The organism is Priestia sp. USM5, from assembly GCF_058323215.1.
Genome location: NZ_JBSGKN010000001.1, coordinates 3,379,794 through 3,402,468, shown reverse-complemented (window position 1 = coordinate 3,402,468; position 22,675 = coordinate 3,379,794). Strand labels below are relative to the sequence as shown.

Annotated in this window: 19 protein-coding genes and 1 riboswitch; of the genes, 14 read left to right on the top strand and 5 right to left on the bottom strand. The window is 37.8% G+C overall.

Features of this window, described 5'->3' with window-relative positions; translation table 11 throughout:
• Positions 1-14 precede the first annotated feature (14 nt).
• The gene (locus tag ACWATA_RS18160; RefSeq protein WP_473050018.1) at positions 15-1,535 is read right to left on the bottom strand and encodes a spore germination protein; all 1,521 of its coding nucleotides are present in this window, start codon (positions 1,533-1,535) and stop codon (positions 15-17) included.
• Positions 1,536-1,737: 202 nt separating this feature from the next.
• On the opposite strand from ACWATA_RS18160, the gene ACWATA_RS18155 reads away from it, so the two are divergent.
• The 5 genes from ACWATA_RS18155 (at position 1,738) to sigI (ending at position 10,226) form a co-directional block, all read left to right on the top strand.
• Positions 1,738-3,393, top strand: a complete 1,656-nt coding sequence (locus tag ACWATA_RS18155) for an alkaline phosphatase (RefSeq protein ID WP_473050017.1) — start codon at positions 1,738-1,740, stop codon at positions 3,391-3,393.
• 750 nt (positions 3,394-4,143) lie between these two features.
• Positions 4,144-4,887, top strand: coding sequence for a LytR/AlgR family response regulator transcription factor (locus ACWATA_RS18150; RefSeq protein ID WP_028414187.1), 744 nt, complete (start codon positions 4,144-4,146; stop codon positions 4,885-4,887).
• Positions 4,888-5,031: 144 nt separating this feature from the next.
• On the top strand, positions 5,032-8,070 hold the full coding sequence (locus ACWATA_RS18145) for a PAS domain S-box protein (RefSeq protein WP_473050016.1): 3,039 nt from the start codon (positions 5,032-5,034) through the stop codon (positions 8,068-8,070).
• A gap of 76 nt (positions 8,071-8,146) precedes the next feature.
• Positions 8,147-8,242: riboswitch (yybP-ykoY riboswitch) on the top strand.
• Positions 8,243-8,338: 96 nt separating this feature from the next.
• A complete protein-coding gene (locus ACWATA_RS18140; RefSeq protein WP_028414185.1) occupies positions 8,339-9,154 on the top strand; it encodes a TerC family protein in 816 nt (271 codons plus the stop codon).
• 361 nt (positions 9,155-9,515) lie between these two features.
• Entirely contained in the window at positions 9,516-10,226 is a 711-nt protein-coding gene (gene sigI / locus ACWATA_RS18135; protein ID WP_033578364.1) for an RNA polymerase sigma factor SigI, read from the top strand.
• A gap of 52 nt (positions 10,227-10,278) precedes the next feature.
• Here the strand turns inward: sigI and ACWATA_RS18130 are convergent, their stop codons facing one another.
• From ACWATA_RS18130 to phaQ, 3 genes are all read right to left on the bottom strand, one after another.
• Positions 10,279-10,476: an alpha/beta-type small acid-soluble spore protein gene (locus ACWATA_RS18130; protein ID WP_013055933.1), complete on the bottom strand. Its 198-nt coding sequence runs from the start codon at positions 10,474-10,476 to the stop codon at positions 10,279-10,281.
• Between the two features lie 143 nt (positions 10,477-10,619).
• The gene (gene phaP, locus ACWATA_RS18125) at positions 10,620-11,132 is read right to left on the bottom strand and encodes a polyhydroxyalkanoic acid inclusion protein PhaP (protein WP_014461097.1); all 513 of its coding nucleotides are present in this window, start codon (positions 11,130-11,132) and stop codon (positions 10,620-10,622) included.
• 172 nt (positions 11,133-11,304) lie between these two features.
• Positions 11,305-11,745 (bottom strand): poly-beta-hydroxybutyrate-responsive repressor, encoded by a 441-nt coding sequence (gene phaQ / locus ACWATA_RS18120; RefSeq protein WP_013055935.1) that lies wholly within the window; start codon positions 11,743-11,745, stop codon positions 11,305-11,307.
• Between the two features lie 392 nt (positions 11,746-12,137).
• Between phaQ and phaR the strand changes: the two genes are divergently transcribed.
• The 6 genes from phaR to ACWATA_RS18090 all read left to right on the top strand — a co-directional run bounded on the left by phaR (position 12,138) and on the right by ACWATA_RS18090 (position 17,178).
• A complete protein-coding gene (phaR, locus tag ACWATA_RS18115) occupies positions 12,138-12,737 on the top strand; it encodes a polyhydroxyalkanoic acid synthase subunit PhaR (protein WP_028414183.1) in 600 nt (199 codons plus the stop codon).
• A gap of 81 nt (positions 12,738-12,818) precedes the next feature.
• Positions 12,819-13,562: an acetoacetyl-CoA reductase gene (gene phbB, locus ACWATA_RS18110; protein WP_014461095.1), complete on the top strand. Its 744-nt coding sequence runs from the start codon at positions 12,819-12,821 to the stop codon at positions 13,560-13,562.
• 76 nt (positions 13,563-13,638) lie between these two features.
• A complete protein-coding gene (locus ACWATA_RS18105; RefSeq protein ID WP_013055939.1) occupies positions 13,639-14,727 on the top strand; it encodes a class III poly(R)-hydroxyalkanoic acid synthase subunit PhaC in 1,089 nt (362 codons plus the stop codon).
• Between the two features lie 369 nt (positions 14,728-15,096).
• Positions 15,097-16,476: a TrkH family potassium uptake protein gene (locus tag ACWATA_RS18100; RefSeq protein ID WP_255256020.1), complete on the top strand. Its 1,380-nt coding sequence runs from the start codon at positions 15,097-15,099 to the stop codon at positions 16,474-16,476.
• A gap of 364 nt (positions 16,477-16,840) precedes the next feature.
• Positions 16,841-17,002, top strand: a complete 162-nt coding sequence (gene ykzP / locus ACWATA_RS18095; RefSeq protein WP_013055942.1) for a protein YkzP — start codon at positions 16,841-16,843, stop codon at positions 17,000-17,002.
• Between the two features lie 2 nt (positions 17,003-17,004).
• Complete coding sequence (locus tag ACWATA_RS18090) at positions 17,005-17,178, top strand: thiamine pyrophosphate-dependent enzyme (protein ID WP_014461091.1); 174 nt, start codon at positions 17,005-17,007, stop codon at positions 17,176-17,178.
• Positions 17,179-17,205: 27 nt separating this feature from the next.
• On the opposite strand, the gene ACWATA_RS18085 is transcribed toward ACWATA_RS18090, so the two are convergent.
• Complete coding sequence (locus ACWATA_RS18085; RefSeq protein ID WP_154991553.1) at positions 17,206-18,975, bottom strand: B12-binding domain-containing radical SAM protein; 1,770 nt, start codon at positions 18,973-18,975, stop codon at positions 17,206-17,208.
• A gap of 193 nt (positions 18,976-19,168) precedes the next feature.
• On the opposite strand from ACWATA_RS18085, the gene ACWATA_RS18080 reads away from it, so the two are divergent.
• From ACWATA_RS18080 to nadE, 3 genes are all read left to right on the top strand, one after another.
• Positions 19,169-19,888: a FadR/GntR family transcriptional regulator gene (locus tag ACWATA_RS18080; protein WP_028414180.1), complete on the top strand. Its 720-nt coding sequence runs from the start codon at positions 19,169-19,171 to the stop codon at positions 19,886-19,888.
• Positions 19,889-20,026: 138 nt separating this feature from the next.
• On the top strand, positions 20,027-21,547 hold the full coding sequence (locus ACWATA_RS18075) for a nicotinate phosphoribosyltransferase (RefSeq protein ID WP_033578365.1): 1,521 nt from the start codon (positions 20,027-20,029) through the stop codon (positions 21,545-21,547).
• A gap of 35 nt (positions 21,548-21,582) precedes the next feature.
• Positions 21,583-22,413 carry an NAD(+) synthase gene (gene nadE, locus ACWATA_RS18070; protein WP_098627241.1) on the top strand — a complete coding sequence of 277 codons (831 nt, stop codon included), beginning with the start codon at positions 21,583-21,585 and terminating at the stop codon, positions 22,411-22,413.
• Positions 22,414-22,675: the final 262 nt, after the last annotated feature.

Genomic DNA, 22,675 nt, shown 5'->3' with positions numbered 1-22,675 from the left:
GACGTTTCCCCGCTTTACTCATTATCTAAATTACTTTTTCGTTTCATCTTATTCGCTTTATTAGGGTTATAGCGGAAGCGTTCTAAAGGACGTAAGTAGCTTGGACGCTTTGCTGTGTGACTATAGGGCAATCGCAGAAATGTATCCCTGTACTCTGTGGGGCGAAACGGAAAAAGCGGAACAAGATAAGGCATGCCCAAAGATTTTAAACGAAGCAAATGAACCAGCAAGAAACAAAAGCCAAATGTGATGCCGACTAAACCGAACGCAGTGGCAAACAAAATAAACGGAAAACGTAGCAGCCGGATCGTGTTAGACATTTTAAAAATAGGCGTTGTAAAAGAAGCTAAAGCTGTCAGTGAAACAATAATAAGCAAAATATTGCTTGTTAACGCAGCTTCTACCGTTGCTTGCCCAATAACAATCCCGCCTACGATTCCCAGTGTTTGCCCTACTTTTGTTGGAAGTCTGGCTCCTGCCTCCCGAAGCAGCTCAATGGTTATTTCTAAAAAAAGCACTTCGATAACAGGTGGAAAAGGAACGTTTGTCCTTGAAAAGATAATAGGCCCCAGCAAATCTTTTGGAAGCATCTCATAATGATACGTAACAATGGCTACATAAAGAGGCGTAGCAAAAATAGAGAAAAAGACGCCCAAAATACGAATAACTCGGAAAGATGACCCTAGAACCCACGGTAAATAGTAGTCTTCGGGTGAAATAAAGAAGTCAAGCAACGTTGACGGTCCGGTAACTGCGTAGGGTGAACCACTCGAAAAGAAGGCAGCTTGCCCGTTTAACAGACTAAACAGAACTCGATCAATCCGCTCTGTTGTTAAAAAAAGCGGAAATGCCGTAGAAGAATTATCGGAAATCAATTGATCAAGCATTGTACTATCAAAAATGACGTCAAAATCTATTTCTTCAAGGCGCTGGGTCATGGTGTCTACGTGCTGAGGATTCGTTACGCCTTCTAAGTAAACAAGCACCACGCGCGTTTTCGATTTATTTCCTACGGTGAGTTCTTTAAAAATAAGGTTTTCGGAAATGACCGTTTTTCTCATTAAATAGAGATTGACATCTAAATCCTCCACAAAACCAATTTTAGGACCAACGACGCTGAACTCATTTTCCGTTTCATTTTCTTTTCGAAACCCCGTATCAAAGCTTTGAACTTTAATAAGAGCTACTAGCTTATCGTCTTTATGCAGTTGAAACATCACATAGCCGCGCAGCATCTTTTCTAAAATTTCTTTTGTATCTTTTGTAACGGAAATATCTTCAATCGGCAGAACGTTTTCGACTTCATATACACTGCTTAACGTGAAGTCTAGTTTTTGAAAAGGCTCAAGTATTTTATCTTCAACGCTTTGCATGTTTACGAGCTGCTTAAAATAAGTAATGATGTATTTTCGATGCTGCGAACCAATAGCTAATGTTGTAAAATCACTTGATTTTTTAAATTGTTTAATCAGTTCGTCCAATGATTTTTTGGGCTGATCGTCTGCATTCTTTTTTTTAAATAAATGTTTAAACATAACCGTGCCCCTCGCATGACTTTCTATTACTGGTAGTTTGTTCATGTACTTCCTTTTTATTCGACTATTTTTTCTCAAGAAGAAAGGAAGAATATAAAGACAAACTTTACACTCTTTTACAGTGGATAAACAGTAGATTTACGTTTGGATGGTAACTTTAGACATGTCGAAGATAATGAAATAAAGGAGCGGGTACATTTATATGAAGAAAAAATTAGCAGGTATTACACTGGCAGGAGCAGTAGCATTGGCCTCGTTTGGTTTAGGAAACTCTCTTATTCAAACGGAAGCAAAAGTGGAGCATAAGTCAGCTAAGAAACCTCAAAATGTCATTATGATGGTAATGGACGGGACGAGTTCAAATGCTACTACACTTGCAAGATGGTACAAAGGAAAACCGTTACATATGGATCAGCTGATGGCCGGGGGAGTACGTGCGTATTCGGCAGAATCTGCTATTACAGATTCCGCTCCGGCAGCTACTGCTTTAGCAACAGGAAATAAATCAAATTCAGGTTATGTAGGTGTGCTCCCTTCAGTAGTGAATACACCTGGGGTTAAACCCGTAGAAAAAGAAGATCAGTTTCGTCCCGTAGCAAACGTTCTAGAAGGAGCAAAGCTTTCGGGGCGCGCGACAGGAATTGTGGCTACTTCTGAAATCCAGCACGCCACACCAGCTGGTTTTTCAGCCCACAACTACAGCCGTAATGATTTTCAAACGCTAGCGGAGCAGCAAGTGTATCAAAACATTGATGTAGTACTTGGAGGAGGTAAGCAATCTCTTCTGCCAGGAAAAGAAGAAAAAAGCCGAAAAGACGGTGAAAACTTAGTCAATGTATTGAAAAAAAGAGGATATGACTTTGTAGAAAATAAAAAGGAATTAGAGCAGTCGCGCGCCAAAAAAATCTGGGGGAGCTTCGCCGACCGAGATTTAGCGTATGATATGGATCGACCGCAGACAAAAGCAGAACAGCCAAAGCTGTCTCAGATGACAAATAAAGCAATAACAACACTCTCCAAAGATAAAGACGGTTTTTTCTTATTTGTTGAAGGAAGCAAAACGGATTGGGCAGCTCATGCGAATGATCCAGTAGGTATGATTAGCGATGTATTAGCGTTTGATGAAGCAGTGGGCAAGGCAGTAGAGTTCGCTAAAAAAGATGGAAATACGATGGTTATTGCGATTGCTGATCACGGAAACAGCGGTCTTTCAATCGGTAATGCAAATACAACAAAAGGATATGATACCACACCTGTTTCTGCTTATATTGATCCATTAAAAAAAGCAAAAATGACGTTAGAAGGTGCTACGTCTAACTTAAAAGAAGATTTATCAAATAAAGAAGAAGTAGCTGCTTTGTACGGTTTATCAAATCTAACTTCAGAGGAAAAAGCGCAGCTGACTAAAGCAAGAGATAAAAAAGAAATCAGTGCTACACTATCGAAGCTATTAGCCAACCGAGCAAACCTTGGATTCACAACGGGCGGTCATACGGGTGAGGATGTATTTCTGTATTCATACGGCGTCAATCGACCAACGGGGCACTTTGATAATACGGATATTGCTAAACATATGGCTAAGTCAATGAATATTAACTTAAACGAGTTAACAAATGAATTATTTATTGAAGCAAATAAAGCTTTTAAAGGCTCAAATGTAGCGGTGGACTCAAAAGATAAAAACAACCCTGTGCTCGTTGTTACAAAAAATAAGCGAACGGTACGTTTTCCGGTAAATAAAAATATTGCAATTGTAAATGGAAAAGAGATGCAGATGGACAGTGTGGTGGTACAGGATAAAAAAGGTCGCTTCTTTGTATCTAAACAGGCACAGCAAATTGTAAAAAATGCAAAATAAGAAATGAAAGTAAAACAGGCCGAAGTATAACTTTAGGCCTGTTTTTTTACAGATAATAGATGGATAATTAGATGTATTAGCCTTTAGAGAGGAATGAATTGATTTATTTTACAAATAAATAGCTTTGAACTCTTAAAGGAATGGAAAGTCTTCACCTTTAAATATATGTGATTTATACTATGAAATGGTATAATAATCATAGTTCTAAAAGGAACTAGTTCGGAATACATATGTAAGTTCATAGCGTTATATGCTAGAATTTTTATAATAAAATGAATAAAAAATACATAAATTTCTTCAAGTGAAATTACAAATACAGGGTTATTAAGGGTTGTATGTAAGTAATTACCTTGAATAAAAAGTAAAAAATGAATAAAAGTATGGGTGGAAGAACGTAGAACATGTTTTAATAGTAAGAGAAGACAAAATGATTGAAAATAGCGTGTCGCCTTTATTAAAAATATTAAATAAAGATTCTGGCATGCTGATTTACAGATTATAAAAAGGGTATTAAATCATTGTTAGGAAAATAAATGATAATAGATAAACGGTTTTATTTCTTCTTCTAGAAAACCTACAATTATTGCAATATTCCCCATGAACAATCGTTGTGCGTTCCATTAACGATTAGCGTCCGTGTAGATCATTCATCTCAACATAAAAACACTATAAATATGTGTAGACATGCATAAAACAGAATGGGCAATAGTTCGTACTATACTTTAACATTGTATCCTAGGGGGAGTCAGGATGAACAAAATCAACTTAATTATTGCCGATGATAACGAAGATTCGGTTGAAATTTTAGATTATTTTATAGAACAGCTTCCGGAATTTGAAGTGATTGGCATCTGCAAAGACGGAGAGCAGCTTGTACAGGAAGTGATGGCTAAGAGTCCAGACCTTTTGCTCGTAGACATTAATATGCCTACGATTAACGGTGTAGATGCCATAAAAAAGTGCCTGCGCATTAAGCCGAATTTAAACTTCATTTTTATCACCGGTTATGATGAATTTGCTGTGAAGGCATTCGAGTTGTCAGCACTGGATTACATTGTAAAACCAATTGAAAAAACCAGACTTTATATGGCGCTAGAGCGGGCAAAAAACTCCATTGGAATTGATAAAAATCAGTCAAAAAAGCCAGGTGAGCAATTAAAAAGACTGCCTGTAAAATTTAATGGATCTACTTATTACATTCCAATTGATCAAATTATTTTTATTGAAAAGTCCGGAAAAAAATGCTTAATCTATACTCAATCACGTGTCTATGAGACATATGAAAATATTAGTGATATCTATATGTATTTGAACCCTTCTGTATTCAGTCAAACACATCGGTCTTATATCGTAAATTTGCAGAAAGTTTCGCACATCACACCAAAAAATGAAACATATCTTGTTTATTTCTTAGAAATTGATGAATATGCTCATATCTCAAAATTAAAAATCCAAGACGTTCAAAAACAGCTGCATCAGTTAATGACAAATTAAGAGATGCTGCTTCTTCTAAAATAGTTATGCTGATGAGAGGACGAAGCTTATGTAAGTTTCGTCTATTTCATGTGTCTGCTTTCGGAATAAATGATCGTAATATAGTTCTTATAAGGAAAGTTAGATAGAAGAAGTAACGTTAAAGTGAAAGGAAAGAAAATGATTTCAATTACTGGTCACTATAATGAATTTACCGTATTTCTTGCTGTCATTGTAGGGATTCTTGCCTCTTATACAGCACTTGATATTGTGAGCAAAATGATGAAAAAACAGCGGAACAATTATTTGTGGCTCACACTGTCAGCAACTTCAATGGGGCTTGGAGTGGGGGCGATGCACTATATTGCTATGCTTGCTTATTATGTTCCTGTTAGCTTTCATTTTGATGCTGTACTTTCTGTTCTTGCTTTAATAATAGCAATTAGCGGGTCATTAGTTGCGTTTTGGACATTCTGGAAATGGCGCACGTCGGTATGGTCAGGGCTTATTTTAGGAAGCAGTATTCTGGGTACGCATTACATTGCAATGGCAGCAATCGAAACAGAAGCACACATTCATTATGCGATGCTATCTGTTTTGCTTTCTATCATCATCGCCCTGGTCGTTGCATTTTATGCGATGCACTTGTTTTTTCGTTCGAAAAGCGTGAAAGCTAATCCATTTCTTAAACTTGTTAGCTCTATTTTACTGGGTATTGGTATTTCAGCTATGCATTTCATCAGTATGTATGGAATGAAGCTGCATATTGCACATTCAGTTGCTAGAAGGTGGGGCCAGTGGCTGCCGTATCAAGCGCCGTTTTCCAATATTATTGCAAGCATCACAATTACGCTACTGATTGTCTTCCTGCTCGTTGCTGCTTTTAAGCGTCAGGAAGAAGTGAGGGAAAGTCAATTAAAAGAAGAGTATTATCAATCTCTTTTTAACTACAATCCCAATATTGTGTGTGCAGTTGATTTGTACGGCAATATTCAAACGATTAACCCAAAAGGAATCGAGCTAACAGGATACACGTTAAACAAAATGGAGACAATCCCGTTTCCTTCTATGTTCAGAGAAGCTGAAAGAGCTGAAGAATATATGTGGAAATCCCTGAGCGGAGACTCTGTATATTATGAGGCAACGCTGATTCGCAAAGATAATCAGCCTGTATACGTTGAAGTCACGCAAATGCCCATTATTGTTTATGATCAAATTAAAGGAAGTTACGTTATCGCCAAAGATGTGACAGATCGAAAAAGGGCTCAACAGCAGCTTCTGGAGTTACAAAAAGATTTAAAACGCACGCTTTCACAGCAAGATGGTACTATTTTTAAATTTGTGAAGAACAGTAAAGGATATGTCTATACGATGTGCGAAGGCAAAATGATTCGTGAAATGGGATATGAGGAAATAGATGTTGTCGGAAAAACACCTGAGGAATTTTTACCTGAATCCTACGCAAGAGATAATAGGAGTTACTATGATAAAGCATGGGCGGGAGAGAAAGTGTCGTATGAAGTACTTTTGAACGACTTTGCTTACTATACGAAATTAACACCTCATATCTACAAAGGAGAAGTACAAGAAGTTATTGGTTCTATAGTAGATATTACTGATCTTCACGAAGCAAGAGAAAAGCTGGCTAAAAGTGAAAGCATGTATCGATCCGTTCTTTCTACAATGTCAGAAGGCGTGGTGTTTCATGACCTTGAAGGTAACTTAATTGCTGCCAATGCATACGCTGCTAAGATTCTAAACGTGCCTTATGACCAAATGTTATCGGTTAACCCGTTTGGTTTAGACTGGGAAATTATTCATCCTGATGGCACAGCTTTTGCACTCGAAGATATTCCATCTGTCCGCTGTCTTCATACAAAAGAGCCTGTGCGAAATACAGTCATGGGCATTTATTTAAATGAGAAAAAGTTGACTTGGCTTTCGGTGAATGCTGAACCTCTGCAAGAAAGCAAATATTATAAAGGCGTAGTTGTCACATTTTATGATATTACAAAGCAGCAGGAACAAGAACAAGATCTGCTTCATTCCAATCAGCAAATGATTATAGCCAAAGAAGAAGCCGAAAAAGCAAATCAGGCTAAGTCAGAATTTTTATCAAAAGTAAGCCATGAACTTCGAACGCCTTTAAACAGTATTTTAGGCTATGCACAGATATTGGAAGAGCAAGGAGAAAAAGATTTAACAGAAAAACAATTGAATCGTATACGAAAAATTTTAAAAGCAGGTAATCATCTTCTTTATTTAATAAATGAAACGCTTGATTTATCGAAAATTGAATCAGGTCACTTAGCGATTAACCTTGAACCAGTGTCGGTAAAAGAAGCAATTGAAGACGCGCTTAAAATTATGAAACCATTAGCAAAAGATAAGCATAGTATATTTTATACTCGCTTTCACGCATACCAAGAAGTCTTTGTTGAAGTAGATGAACTTCGGTTTCAGCAGATCTTATTAAATCTGCTTACAAACGCCATTAAATATTCGCCCGCTTATCGCGATATCATTATCTATACCGATATTGCTCAGCATCACGTAACCATATTGATTGAAGATAGGGGCTTTGGAATTCCAGCTTCAGAATTAAATCGGATTTTTGAACCTTTCTATCGTGTGAATAGACTAGAAAAAGACGGAACAGGGATTGGGCTGGCGCTTGTAAAGCAGCTTGTTGTCTTAATGAATGGAACGTGCGGAGTGCGAAGTGAAGAAGGAAAAGGCAGTACATTTTGGGTTCGTTTTCCCTTAGTACATCCACCTGTTCCTAAACGCTTATCCAATGAAAGGGAAGCCGAGTCATTTTTAGGTTTTTCCATGCCGATCTCAATTGTGTATATTGAGGATAACGATACAAATATTGAGCTTATGCAATCGATTCTTTCTCCATATAAAAACGTTAAGCTCTTAGTTGCCAAAACAGGAGAAAACGGCATCGGGCTAATCAAGTCCATTTCACCGGATATTGTTTTAATTGATATTGATCTACCTGATATGAATGGTTTTGAGGTATGCACACAGCTTCAGCTGGAAAAAGAGTTGAAGCATATTCCGCGAGTCGCCTTGAGTGCAAGCGCGATGCAAAGCGATATCGATCAAGCTTTTTTAGTCGGTTTTAGTGAATACGTAACAAAGCCAATTCATATTGCCACGTTTTTGAATGTATTAAATCGCTTTACAAAAGCTTAACAAAAGTTTAGAAGGCTTTTCATTGACTTATTAGTGGACCTTTTGTAAAATAAAAACAACTTAATACATTTACTTCTTACGGAGTAAAGGGGAGTAGCGTCAGGGAAACCTGAAACAAAGTCGTCATTACATGGAGTATTCCATCGGCTTTGTTGGCATAATGATTATGCTTAGCAAGACCTTTGCCATATTTGGCAAAGGTCTTTTTGTGTTTTATTCCGGTAATGAGAATAAATCAACTTATACAAAGAAACGAGAGGGGATTTTTATGGATGCATCGCTTTTGTTAGAATATGGATGGGTATTGCTGGTGCTGGTTGCATTAGAAGGAATTTTGGCGGCGGATAATGCTCTTGTAATGGCCATTATGGTCAAACATTTACCGGAAGAAAAACGCAAGAAGGCATTGTTTTACGGATTAGCCGGTGCCTTTATTTTTAGATTCGGTTCATTGTTTTTGATTTCATTTTTGGTAGATGTATGGCAGCTTCAAGCAATAGGAGCCATTTACTTATTGTTCATTTCCATTAATCATATTGTGAAGCGATATGTGAAAAAAGGTGATCATGAAAAAGTAAAAGAAGCGGACGGAAAAAAGGGCTCAGGTTTCTGGATGACGGTCTTGAAAGTAGAAGTAGCGGACATTGCTTTTGCGGTTGATTCAATTTTGGCTGCTGTGGCTCTTGCCGTTACGTTGCCAACAACCAATCTTCCTAAAATTGGCGGACTCGATGGCGGACAATTCTTGGTGATCTTTGCCGGAGGAATTATGGGACTAATCATTATGCGTTTTGCTGCAACTTGGTTCGTCAAGCTATTAAATACGCGCCCGGGGCTAGAAACGGCGGCTTTTGCTATCGTAGGCTGGGTAGGGGTTAAGCTAGCAGTTTACACTCTTGCTCATCCGGAGTTAGGTATTATTAATGAACACTTCCCTGAATCAAAAGTATGGAAAATTACGTTTTGGGTTGTGTTACTTGGCATAGCAGCTTCAGGCTGGTTCTTATCTAAAAACAAAGAACAAACTGATCTTGAAGGTTCAGAGAAAGAAAAAGACTCATTAAAGAAAATTGAAAATCAATAATACAAAAAAACGCGCATTAAAAGCGCGTTTTTTTGTATTAAGATAAAATACCTAGTTTAAATTGTTTTGGGAAAGGGTAAAAGAACTAACTGATGTTTAATTACTGTATATCCGAATGTTTTGCTTTTTCGTTCATATTCTGTAAAGAACAGAATCAGCGTTGGATAATTCAGTTCAATGAAGTTTATTTCAGTTCATAAACATATATTTCAAATGTATGTTAATTGGTAAAATTGAGCTATTATGGGTTATAATAAAGAGAATTAAAAGGAGCAGAGCGCTTCTTTACCCTGTTCGTCATCAAAAGAATGGATATTAACATGGTATAAAGCAACTGAGTATAGTAAAAGAGGTGAAGCCAATGCTCACAAAAGTTCAAACGCCTCCATCGCTTGAAACGCTTGTACTGACGATTCAGCAAGGGGATAAACAATTACATAACGAAATGATTCAACAATATAAACCGTTTATTGCTAAAGTTGTTTCAGCTGTATGTAAACGTTATATAAGTGAAGCTGACGATGAATTTAGCATTGGTCTGATTGCGTTTAATGAAGCCATTGAAAATTACACAATCCAAAAAGGTCGATCCCTTCTTGCATTTGCGGAACTGATTATTAAAAGAAGAGTCATCGACTATATTCGAAAAGAAAAGCGAAACCAAACGCTGCTCTATAGCCGAATTGAAAATGAAGGTTTTATGCAAGGTAAGGTAGAAAGGGATATATCGCTTTCTAACTATAAAAGGCAAAGTGAAACTTCATATATTCAAGAGGAAATGACTTATTTTTGTCAGACGCTGGAACTGTTTAAATTAACTCTTGAAGACATTATTAACACATCTCCTAAACATAAGGATGCAAGGGGAAACGCAGTGGAAGTTGCATCTTTTATCGTCAATGAAAAAGAATTAAAAGATAAGCTGTTTTTAAAGCGGCAGCTTCCCATTCGCTTGATTGAAAAACATGTCAAAGTGAGCCGGAAAACAATTGAAAGAAACCGGAAATATATCATCGCAATGGTTATTATATTAGCGGGGGACTACGTGTATTTAAAAGACTATATTATGTAAGAAAAAGGCACACGCAGGTGCCTTTTTTTTAGCCATGTTATGAAGTTATGTTTTATTTTTGTGTGCTGCCGCTTAAGTGAGCTTGAGCTTGTTGCACCAAGCGTTTTGTGATTTCTCCGCCTACTGAACCGTTGCTGCGTGCAGCAGTGTCAGAACCTAGAGTTACCCCAAATTCTTGAGCGATTTCGTATTTATATTGATCTAAAAATTGTTCTACTCCTGGTGTTAATAGTTTATTTGTTCTAGCCATGATTAGTCATCTCCTTTTTTAGTTGTACAGCAGTTCACTGCTGTACCTGTATTATTTGCTGTTTACTATTTTGCATACTGGTAATGGTTTGCAAGAAAGTATAAAAAAGCCCAGCTTTCAAAGAAGCTGGGCTTTTTTATATATTATTTTACAACTGCATATTGCTCAAGAGACTGAGCAAATGATTTTTGAAGAGATTTTACTTGCTCTACGTATGCATCAGATACGTGTTGGAACTCTTGACGCGTTTTCTTTTGCTCTTCTACTAATTGTGTTACTACTTGATGATATTGTTCTTGAGCTTGCTTTACTAAAGAATAGCTTGATTTGCTTTGGTTAAGAGAAAGCTCTTGTAATTTATTTAATGCTTCATGCGTGCGGTTTGTCCATTCTTCATAAGAATCGGCAACAGCGTTACCAGCTGTTTTACGTAAGTTTTCAACTGTTTTTTGTTGAAGATCTTCTAATTCAGCTTTCCACTGTTTGTCTGTTGCTTGAAGTTGTTCAACTGCTTTTGTTACAAATTCTTGCTGTTGCTCAAGTGCTTTTAACGTCCATTGCTCAATTTGTTTGTTTCCGTCTGCAATGTTTTGTAACCCCTTTGTCCATTGTTCCCACATTGCATCAATTACTGTATCATACTTTACTGTTGACATAATCAAATTCCTCCTTGAATAATTTGGTCTGGCGAACAGTTATCGTAATGAACAAAACGTTAAAGAAGAAATTCGTAGTTGTGTAATAAACCTAACATTCCGCGCTCGCTGGTTGACCGTGAAATTTATTTAACATTATATTAGGAAACGCAGATGTACTGCGTGAATCCCTTTAATCGTTTTCTTCCTCTTTTGATTCTTTTGACTTTTTAGAAGAAGAAGAGCTAAAAGGGAACAACATGTCGGTATACATGTGAAAAAATGAATCTAACATGTTTTGATACTGTTCAAGTGAATTAGCCCACATGCTTAAATATTGTTCACCGGCATCTGTTAATGAGTAAATCCGGCGTGCAGGTCCTTCAGCTGACGTATCCCATTGCGATGTAATCAAGTTGTCTTTTTCAAGCTGTCTCAGCGTGCGGTAGACATTTCCTTGATCAACTGATGTGAATCCAAAGCTCATTAGTTGCTGAATGAGCTTGTAACCATGTAGATTCCAACCTCTTAAACTTAAAAGAAGAAAAGGAACCATCAAGTTTTTTGGTGCACCGCTAATCGATTTTTCTAAGTTGTTTGAATTAGAGGTGTTATCTTTTTCACTTGATCCCAAGGTAATCACCCCTTCGAAAAAAGAGAATTTGTTTTCTATATGTGTAATTTACACCTAGATGAAAAAATTGTCAACACTTTAAAACAGGTCTTTCAAATACAGGAAAAAAGAACGATTTTTTGAATTTCGACAAAAAGCGTCAAAAAAATTCAAAAATAAACAAAGATTTAGAATTGTTTATTTTGGAAAACGAATTTATAATAGTACATGTAGGTAATTTTTATAACATTTATAATTTGTTGGTAAGTGAATTGTGAAAAGATTTACATTATCCAATAAATAAACGCAAAATTGGTTGCGTTTACTTAGAGCTTCTAATATGTCGCTTGTCACATTAAGTGTCCATATTGAAAGCCATCACTTTTAACGTACACAAGAAAGGAGATGGAGTTTTGGAACAGCAAAAAGTATTTGATCCGTTTCAAGCATGGAAAGACGTATATGACAAAACCGAATCTTACTGGGGTAAAGTTATTGGGGACAATATGAATCGTGAAGAATTTTCCCAGCTCATGGGAAATGTGCTAAATATGAACCTTCAATATCAACAAGCAGTAAATGAAGTAACGGGGCGCTATCTGCACCAAGTAAATGTACCCACAAAAGAAGATGTAGCAAACGTTGCGTCATTAGTCATCAATGTGGAAGAAAAAGTAGAATTATTAGAAGAGCAATTTGATGATCGTTTTGATGAATTAGAAGCACAGCAAGAAAGTGCATCCGCTTTGAAAAAAGATGTAACTAAGCTGAAATCTGATGTCAAATCATTAGACAAAAAACTCGACAAAGTTTTATCTCTTCTTGAAGGGCAGCAAAAAACACAAGACGAGTTAAAAGAAACGATTCAACAACAAATTAAAACTCAAGGTGAGCAGCTTCAGGCTCAGCTGTTAGAAAAACAAGAAAAATTAGCTGAAAAGCCAAAGGCAGAAGCTAAAGCTGAAGCAAAACCATCAAACGCTCAAAAAACTGAGCAGCCGGCTCGCAAGTAGGGCATAGGGGATTTTAAAACAACATTAACTGCTGTATTTACAGTAAAAATCATCGCTGAAGAAGCAAGGGGGAAATTTTTCATGACAACATTACAAGGTAAAGTAGCAATCGTAACAGGCGGATCTAAAGGTATCGGGGCAGCAATTACACGTGAGCTTGCTTCTAATGGAGTAAAAGTAGCAGTAAACTATAACAGCAGTAAAGAATCTGCAGAAGCAATTGTAAAAGAAATTAAAGACAACGGCGGCGAAGCTATTGCGGTTCAAGCTGACGTGTCTTATGTAGATCAAGCAAAACACCTAATCGAAGAAACGAAAGCTGCGTTTGGTCAATTGGACATTCTAGTAAACAATGCTGGAATTACGCGTGACCGTTCATTCAAGAAGTTAGGCGAAGAAGATTGGAAAAAAGTAATTGATGTAAACTTACATAGCGTATACAACACAACATCAGCTGCGCTAACGCATCTTTTAGAATCTGAAGGCGGTCGTGTTATCAATATTTCATCAATTATTGGTCAAGCGGGCGGATTTGGTCAAACAAACTACTCAGCTGCTAAAGCAGGTATGCTAGGATTCACTAAATCATTAGCTCTTGAACTAGCTAAGTCAGGCGTAACAGTTAATGCAATTTGCCCAGGATTTATCGAAACGGAAATGGTAATGGCAATGCCGGAAGAAGTTCGTGCAAAAGTTGTTGCGAAAATTCCAACTCGTCGCTTAGGCCACGCTGAAGAAATTGCACGCGGAGTTGTTTACTTAGCAAAAGACGGCGCGTACATTACAGGACAACAGTTAAACATTAACGGCGGCTTATACATGTAATAGATGCTGGCCCTGACTTTTGTCGGGGCTGTGCTTGTTAACTAACTACTAATGAAATGAAAGGGTGTGTATATTCGTGGCAATTCCTTACGTGCAAGAGTGGGAAAAATTAATCAAATCAATGCCAAGTGAATATAAAAGTTCTGCAAGACGTTTTAAGCGTGCATATGAAATTATGACAACAGAAGCGGAACCGGAAGTTGGATTAACACCAAAAGAGGTTATTTGGAAAAAGAACAAAGCGAAATTATATCGCTATACGCCAGTAAAAGATAACCTTCATAAAACACCAATTTTACTCGTATATGCACTGATCAATAAACCGTATATTTTGGATTTGACACCTGGAAACAGCCTTGTTGAATACTTATTAAACCGCGGTTTTGACGTGTATTTACTTGACTGGGGAACTCCTGGACTTGAAGACAGCAATATGAAGCTAGATGATTATATTGTGGATTATATTCCAAAAGCGGCGAAAAAGGTGCTGCGCACTTCTAAATCTCCTGATTTGTCTGTTCTTGGTTACTGCATGGGCGGAACTATGACATCTATTTTTGCTGCATTAAATGAAGACTTGCCGATTAAAAACTTAATTTTTATGACAAGTCCATTTGATTTTTCGGATACAGGTTTATACGGGGCATTCCTAGACGACCGCTACTTTAATTTAGATAAAGCAGTAGATACATTTGGAAACATCCCTCCAGAGATGATTGACTTTGGAAACAAGATGCTAAAGCCAATCACAAATTTTTACGGTCCGTATGTAACGCTGGTGGATCGTTCGGAAAATCAGCGCTTTGTTGAAAGCTGGAAGCTAATGCAAAAGTGGGTTGCTGACGGAATCCCATTTGCTGGTGAAGCTTATCGTCAGTGGATTCGCGACTTCTATCAACAAAACAAATTAATCAATGGTGAACTTGAAGTTCGCGGACGCAAAGTAGATTTGAAAAATATTAAAGCTAATATTTTAAACATTGCTGCTAGCCGTGATCATATTGCGATGCCGCATCAAGTGGCAGCTTTAATGGACGCTGTTTCAAGTGAAGATAAAGAGTACAAATTGCTGCAAACAGGTCACGTATCTGTTGTATTTGGTCCAAAAGCAGTGAAGGAAACATATCCTTCAATCGGCGATTGGCTAGAAAAACGTTCTAAATAAAATAAAGACGCGGCTGGGACAAAAATATTTTAGCCGAAGTAAAAAACGAACCACTGATATCAGTGGTTCGTTTTTTGTTATGGTGAACGCAGGTCTCAAGTGTCCATACGAACTCATGTATCCCATTTATTTGTCTTTAGATTAGATTAATTTAATTATGTCTCGACCTCGTTTTTTTGTATAAACAGACAATATTGAGTGACGGTTCTTGATGCAGGCTGCTGGGATTTATGATATCTAATGACAAGTGAGGTGACTTCTTTTATACTAATGTAGTCACCTTCTTGAACATGGGATTTTTTACATGGATATTGCGATCCATGTAACAATGAGTATGCTTTGGGAAGAAAGAAGAAAACTATTAGTATTATAACAAAAAAGGAATGTCAGATTATGCCGCAACCATGGAAACGACGAGTAAGGCAGATGTCTTCAGCTCAAATTATTGTTACATTTTACATAGTGGCTGTTACGCTTGGATTTCTATTGCTTAGTATTCCAGAAGCTTTAAAGCCGGGAGTGAAGTTAGCATTTATTGATCGCTTATTTATTGCCGTTAGTGCGGTAAGTGTAACAGGGCTGACACCTGTTTCTACTCCGGATACATTTAGTACGACGGGCTATTTTTTGCTCGCCTTTATCTTTCAAATCGGTGGTATTGGTGTGATGACACTCAGTACATTTATTTGGATGATTTTAGGTAAAAAAATTGGTTTAAAGGAACGTCAGCTCATTATGACAGATCATAACCAATCCCGTTTATCAGGATTAGTTGACTTGATGAGAAATATTTTATTTATTATTTTTGCTATTGAACTAGTTGGTGCCATTATTTTAGGATTACATTTTCTCCGTTACTATTCGAGCTGGACAGATGCGTTTCTGCATGGTTTCTTTGCTTCTGTCAGCGCTACAACAAATGCCGGCTTCGATATTACAGGATCTTCATTTATTCCGTATGCCCATGATTATTTTGTACAAGTGGTAACTGTCATTTTAATTACGCTTGGAGCGATTGGATTCCCTGTGTTAATTGAGATTAAGCACTATTTTTTAACATTTAAAGATAAGCGTAAATTTCAATTTTCTCTATTTACGAAGCTAACGACCATTATGTTTTTTCTGCTGTTGGCAGGGGGAACAATTTTAATTCTTGTGCTAGAGCATTCAGGGTTTTTAGCAGATAAGTCTTGGGATGAATCGTTCTTTTATGCGTTTTTCCAATCCGCTGCTACAAGGAGCGGAGGAGTGGCGACCATGAATATTAATGAGTTTTCACTTCCTACGTTAATTATGATGAGCGCGATGATGTTTATCGGGGCTTCACCGAGCTCAGTAGGAGGAGGAATTCGTACGACGACGTTTGCATTAAATATTCTTTTCCTGTTTTATTACGTAAGAGGAAATAAGACGATTAAAATCTTTCGCCGCGAAATTCATGAAGATGACATTATCAAATCAGTAGCCGTGTCGATGTTAGCCGTGATCATTTGCTCGATTTCTCTTCTTATTTTAAGTATTACAGAACATTTTTCTCTCATTGAGCTTATTTTTGAAGTGTGTTCAGCTTTTGGGACAACCGGTTTATCAATGGGCATTACAGGAGGACTTTCTGATATCGGAAAATGCGTTATTATGATTTTAATGTTCATTGGCCGAATTGGCATGTTTTCATTTATCTTAATGCTTCGCCGTCCAACGTCTGGACCGGATTATCACTATCCGAAAGAACGTATCATTATTGGATAAAAGAGGCTGGGACAAAAATATGTTAGTTGAAGGAAGATCCGAATGAGTTTGTTTCTTGATTAAGAATCCAACTCGTTCGGATCTTTTTATTATGATGGTGAACGTAGGTTTCATGTAGCTGCTTCTAGCTGTTGATGGGAGGGCGAGGCTTATCGACCGCCCGCGGAAAGCGAAGCCTTGCACGGAAATCAACAGCGGTGTCACAAGCGGTTCAACGCATTTATCCTAGTTGTTCGTATTTAGAGTAAAGTGATTTTGTTATGTTTCAACCGCTTTTTTACAGCTTTTTCTGCTTATATTGCTTAGCAAAACGCGCATTCTAAGAAAAGGAAGTTCAATGGACTTCCAAGCATAGGAGGGATAGATGATGGCAAAGCGTAAAGTAGGGTACAAATCAGCACTAACTAACAACAATACACCAAAAGAGAGCCTTTCAGATGCAGAATTTGCTGCTGAATATGCTGGCGGCGAGGAGCCGGCTAAAGGCGCGAATCGCAATTCTAAAAAAGGAAAGCAAGGTAAGTAACGATGAGCAAACATAAACAAAATAATAAGCACATCGCGAGCACCGAAGCAAAACAAAAACAATTACTGCAAGAAGAGTTTGGAACGGAAATGGGCGATCCGAACGCAGCTAAAATATATGAATCCCTTGGAAAGACAAAGTCTGATAAAGAGCATGAAAAGAAAAAAGAATGCTAAAGAAAAAAACCTCGGATATCCGAGGTTTTAGCTTACAACTGGAAGACCAAATGCTTCTACAGGTGCTGAATAAAGTTTTGTATCATTTGCTTTTTGATCATAATAAGCAAGAAGAACAGATGGTTGTTCATTGATTTGTCCTGTTTGTTTATAATACATATAATCAAATGGAAGAATCTCTAAAACAGTGTGCTTGTATAATTCTTTTTCAGCAAGCTGTTCAGCTTCAAAAGCCTGTCCCATGGTAGAAGGATTAGCAAGCATTTGCTGATAGTAATGAGAGCGGACTTGTTTTTCTACTTTATCGTCCCACCAAGGCTTACGAGGCTTATGCTTTTGGTTTTGTAAATAATCAATTTTCATAAACCCTTCAATTACTTCTTCATTTGAAAAACTTTCTGTTTGAATATACTGTTTAAGGCGTCTGAATAAATCTTCAAGCTGATGACCGATTCGAACCCAGCCCATTTCATCCCAATACGTCCCAAAGTTTTGGAAAAAATCAAAAGGCGTATCATAGCAGTGCTCCACTAAAAACTCGATCGTTTCATCCATTCGGTGGTCATTCCAAAACTTTTCTAAAATATCTTCTACATGCTTGATGCGTACGACATCTGAAAATGGCAAGACGTTATTGCTTAAAATTTCATAAGGCGACTGATCCATGTATTGATAATTATAGCGAGGCGCACTTAAACGTAAGCCAGTGCCGCGAAGCATTTTTAAAAAGCCTAGCTGAAGCTCTTCAGGACGAAGTGCAAATACATCATTAAACGTATTTTTAAATGAGTTGTAATCTTCGTCTGGCAGTCCGGCGATTAAATCTAAATGCTGGTCGATCTTTCCGCCTTCTTTTACCATTGTTACGGTACGCGTTAATTTTTTGAAGTTTTGTTTGCGTTTGACTAGCTCATTAACGGCATCATTTGTAGATTGAACGCCAATTTCAAAGCGGAATAATCCTTTTGGCGCATTATCGTTTAAGAACTGAATAACTTCTGGGCGCATAATATCGGCAGTAATTTCAAACTGAAATACGGTACCTTCACGATGTTCATCAATTAAAAATTGGAACATTTCCATGGCGTAGCTGCGGCTGATGTTGAACGTGCGGTCTACGAACTTAATTGTGCGCGCTCCGTTATCCATCAAATAGCGAATATCTTCTTTTACTTTTTCTCGGTCGAAATAACGAACGCCTACTTCAATAGAAGAGAGACAGAACTGACAGCTAAACGGACAGCCGCGGCTTGTTTCAATATACACAACGCGTTTTGAAAGTTCTTGGCGGTCTTCTTCAAAACGGAAAGGAGAAGGCATTTCGCGCAGATCAATTTTATTGCGCTGTGGGTTAACAACTGGTTTTCCTTCTTTTCGGAAAGCCACGCCGCTTACGTTTTCAAACTGACGCTCGCCGTGAAGTTCATCTAACAGCTGCTTGAATGTTTCTTCACCTTCACCAATAGCGATAAAGTCAGCTTCAGGAATACGCTCTAACCAGTGAGTTACATCATAGGTTACTTCTGGTCCACCGAATATAATGATGAGCTCAGGATTGATCTTTTTAAGCATTTGTGCGACTTTAATCGTTTCTTCAATATTCCAAATGTAACAGCTGAAACCAATAATATCTGGGTTGCGTTTATATAAATCCGTGACAATGTTCATAGCAGGATCTTTAATCGTATATTCGGCCATATCCACTTTATAGTCAGGCTCGGCATAGGCTTTTAAACATCGAAGGGCTAAAGAAGTATGAATATACTTCGCATTCAATGTACTGACAACAATGTTCATTCAAAAAGCTCCTTTTAACTCGTAATATGAAATCAATTTACTATTTTAGCACATTTGAGAAATAAAGTATAAATACCTTTGCACTTTTGTTGTGGCGGGGAAAAGATTTCGGTAAAATGTAACAGAAACGTAAAAGAAGAAAGAGTCTCGGTTAATGTGAACCTTGGTGAACGAAAAAAATGAGGTGGAAAACGTGGAATATAAGCGAATTAAGCCAAAAAAAATATACGAAGAAGTAGCCGAAACGCTTCTTGAGAATATAAAAGAAGGCAGCTTGAAGCCTGGAGACCGTTTGGATTCAGTGCAGCAGCTGGCGGAAAACTTTCAGGTAGGACGCTCAGCTATTCGTGAAGCTCTTAGCGCTTTGCGGGCGATGGGGCTTCTGGAGATGAAGCAAGGAGAAGGCACATTTGTACGCGAATTTAACTCAGATATGCTGTCTTTGCCTGTAACTAGCGCTGTATTAATGAATAAAAACGATATTGAGCATTTGCTTGAAGTGAGAAAAGTATTAGAAATTGGAGCTGTTCGAGCGGCAGCTCAAAAGAGAACGGATGCGGACCTTAAACAGCTGTCTAATAGTCTGGAACAAATGAAAGGAGCGTTTGGCAATGAAGAACTGGGAGAGAAAGCAGATTTTGCTTTTCATTTAGCCATTGCCAAAGCCTCACAAAACCCTCTTTTAGTGAAGCTTATGAATAACGTATCAGAAATGATGATTGAAACGATGAAAGAGACAAGACGCATCTGGCTTTATGCAGAAGAGAAAACGGCTGAACGGATTTATAAAGAGCATCAGCAAATTTATGAAGCTATTCTCTCTCAGCATGCAGAAGATGCTCAGCATTTTATGATGAGTCACCTTGATAATGTTGAACATGTACTAATGAAATACATACCGGAAGAAAAATAACGCCATTTCAGGCAGAAAAGTGCGCTCTAAACAACAGAAAAACTAAAATTCAAGCACCTTCCGATAATTTATGCTTGCTCTATTGTGAAAAGATTTACATAATAGAAACTAGGATTGTCAAATGGAGGGTTACAAAGTATGAAAAAGCAATATAGAGATGATAGTCTAGCTTTGCATACAGATCTATACGAGCTGAATATGGCGCATACGTATTTTCAAGACCAGATTCATAAACGTCGTTCTGTATTTGAAGCTTACTTTCGTCGGATGCCGTTTGAAAGCGGTTATGCGGTGTTTGCCGGGCTAGAAAGAGTAATTGATTTTATTGCTAATTTCAGATTTAGCGAAACGGACTTAGATTATTTATATGAAGAATTACATTATGAAGCGGAGTTTATCGACTATCTAAAACAGGTTCGATTTAGCGGTAATATTCGTTCGGTCGTAGAAGGCGAAATGATTTTTGCTAATGAACCGATGCTGCAAATTGACGCTCCTTTAGCAGAAGCGCAGCTTATTGAAACGCCGCTTTTAAATATTTTAAATTTCCATCCGCTGATTGCCACAAAAGCATCGCGTATTCGCTTAGCCGCGGGAGAAGATAATTTATATGAACATACGGGTACAAATCAGCTTATGGAATTTGGTTCAAGAAGAGCACATGAGCTGGATGCTGCTTTTTACGGGGCAAGAGCTGCTTATATTGGAGGCTTTGACGCAACCAGTAATGTAAGAGCGGGAAAAGTGTTTGGAATTCCTGTGTCCGGCACTCACGCCCACGCGCTTGTTCAAGTCTATCGTGATGAATATAGTGCGTTTAAAAAATATGCCGAATCACACCGTAACTGTATCTTTTTAGTAGATACATATAATACGTTAAAATCAGGTATTCCAAATGCTATTAAAGTAGCAAAAGAAATGGGAGAACGAATTAATTTTATCGGTATTCGATTAGACAGCGGAAGACTTCCATATCTTTCTCAAGAGGCAAGAAAAATGCTTGATGAAGCTGGCTATCATGATGTGAAAATTTTCGCTTCCAATGACCTTGATGAGTACAGCATTCTAGATTTGAAAGCGCAAGGTGCCAAAATTGATGGATGGGGAGTTGGAACAAAACTCATGACGTCCTTTGATCAGCCGGCGCTAGGAGCGGTGTACAAGCTGGTTTCGATTGAAGATGATCATGGAAACATGGTGGATACGATTAAGCTGTCAGAAAACCCGGAGAAAATTTCAACTCCCGGTCTAAAAGAAGTATATCGAATTGTAAATCAAGTGAATCACAAATGGGAAGGCGATTATATTACGATGCAAGACGAAGTGCCGAATGAAGAGCAGCATTTAAAAATGTTTCATCCTATTCATACGCACGTCAGCAAGTTTGTCACGAACTTTAACGCACGTAAAATTCACCAGCCAATCTTTGCACAGGGAAAGCTTGTGTATGAGCAGCCTACCATTGAAGAAATGAGAGCCTACTGCTTACAAAACTTAAAGCATCTATGGGATGACTACAAAGTTATTACAAAATCGAACGAAGATGTATTTCGTCCTACAGAGTATCCAGTAGACTTAAGTACAAACTGCTGGGATAACAAAATGCAAAATATCGAAGAGACTAGAAGCAAGTTACTATCTGATACCGTACTTGTTTAGATTCCGTCAGCTAGTAATGAGAGGAGAGTTTTTTTATGAAAGAGCTACAAAAGCAAATTATTGAAGAAATGCATGTGCAAAAAGAAATTAATCCCGCGGAAGAAATTCGCCGCAGCGTTGATTTTCTGAAATCCTACATGAACAAATATCCTTTTTTACGTTCGTTTGTACTAGGTATTTCCGGCGGCCAAGATTCTACGTTAACTGGAAAGCTGGCGCAGCTAGCGGTTAATGAGTTGAATGAAGAAGCCAAAGAAGAGCGCTATCAGTTTATTGCTGTTCGTCTTCCATACGGTGTGCAGGCAGATGAAGCAGACTGTCAAGATGCACTTGCTTTTATTCAACCAACAAAATCTATTTCTATTAATGTAAAACCAGCAGTAGATGCGATGCTTTCTGCTGTTGAAGAAGCGGCAGATGATAAAGTTTCCGACTTCAACAAAGGAAATGTAAAAGCACGTGAACGAATGATTGCGCAATATACGGTAGCAGGCATGTACAGTGGAGTCGTACTTGGAACGGATCACTCCGCTGAAGCTGTTACAGGATTTTATACAAAATTTGGTGACGGAGGAGCTGACTTAGTGCCTATCTTCCGTCTAAACAAGCGACAAGGGAAACAAATGCTAAAAGAATTAGGCTGTCCCGAGCATCTATATATGAAAAAACCAACGGCTGATTTGGAAGAAGATCGTCCACAGCTTCCAGATGAAGAAGCGCTTGGCGTAACGTATGAGCAAATCGACGATTATTTAGAAGGCAAAGATGTAGGTGAACATGCAAGTAACGTCATTGAAGGTCACTTCTTAAAAACGCAGCATAAACGCCAATTGCCAATCACAGTGTTTGATGATTTTTGGAAATAAATAAGTAAGAAGCTGAGACAAACGTAGTTTAGTTGAAGGAAGATCCGAACGGTTTTGATTCTTGATGGAGAATCAAAACCGTTCGGATTTTTTTAATAATAGGGCAAACGTAGGTTTCACGTGTCTCAATTTCTTATTATTTTGTGGGAAAAATCTCAAACAAAGAAATGTATTTTTGAAAAACTAGTGAAATTAGAAAAACATAGGAGTATAATAGCATTAAGTCATCTGATGACCTGTTAACTAAAAGAAGTAAAATGAT

Excerpts from the sequence above, each read along its gene's own strand:
- ACWATA_RS18160 (WP_473050018.1), bottom strand. The coding sequence starts at position 1,535 with ATGTTTAAACATTTATTTAAAAAAAAGAATGCAGACGATCAGCCCAAA.
- ACWATA_RS18155 (WP_473050017.1), top strand. The coding sequence starts at position 1,738 with ATGAAGAAAAAATTAGCAGGTATTACACTGGCAGGAGCAGTAGCATTG.
- ACWATA_RS18150 (WP_028414187.1), top strand. The coding sequence starts at position 4,144 with ATGAACAAAATCAACTTAATTATTGCCGATGATAACGAAGATTCGGTT.
- ACWATA_RS18140 (WP_028414185.1), top strand. The coding sequence starts at position 8,339 with ATGGATGCATCGCTTTTGTTAGAATATGGATGGGTATTGCTGGTGCTG.
- sigI (WP_033578364.1), top strand. The coding sequence starts at position 9,516 with ATGCTCACAAAAGTTCAAACGCCTCCATCGCTTGAAACGCTTGTACTG.
- ACWATA_RS18130 (WP_013055933.1), bottom strand. The coding sequence starts at position 10,476 with ATGGCTAGAACAAATAAACTATTAACACCAGGAGTAGAACAATTTTTA.
- phaP (WP_014461097.1), bottom strand. The coding sequence starts at position 11,132 with ATGTCAACAGTAAAGTATGATACAGTAATTGATGCAATGTGGGAACAA.
- phbB (WP_014461095.1), top strand. The coding sequence starts at position 12,819 with ATGACAACATTACAAGGTAAAGTAGCAATCGTAACAGGCGGATCTAAA.
- ykzP (WP_013055942.1), top strand. The coding sequence starts at position 16,841 with ATGATGGCAAAGCGTAAAGTAGGGTACAAATCAGCACTAACTAACAAC.
- ACWATA_RS18090 (WP_014461091.1), top strand. The coding sequence starts at position 17,005 with ATGAGCAAACATAAACAAAATAATAAGCACATCGCGAGCACCGAAGCA.
- ACWATA_RS18085 (WP_154991553.1), bottom strand. The coding sequence starts at position 18,975 with ATGAACATTGTTGTCAGTACATTGAATGCGAAGTATATTCATACTTCT.
- ACWATA_RS18075 (WP_033578365.1), top strand. The coding sequence starts at position 20,027 with ATGAAAAAGCAATATAGAGATGATAGTCTAGCTTTGCATACAGATCTA.
- nadE (WP_098627241.1), top strand. The coding sequence starts at position 21,583 with ATGAAAGAGCTACAAAAGCAAATTATTGAAGAAATGCATGTGCAAAAA.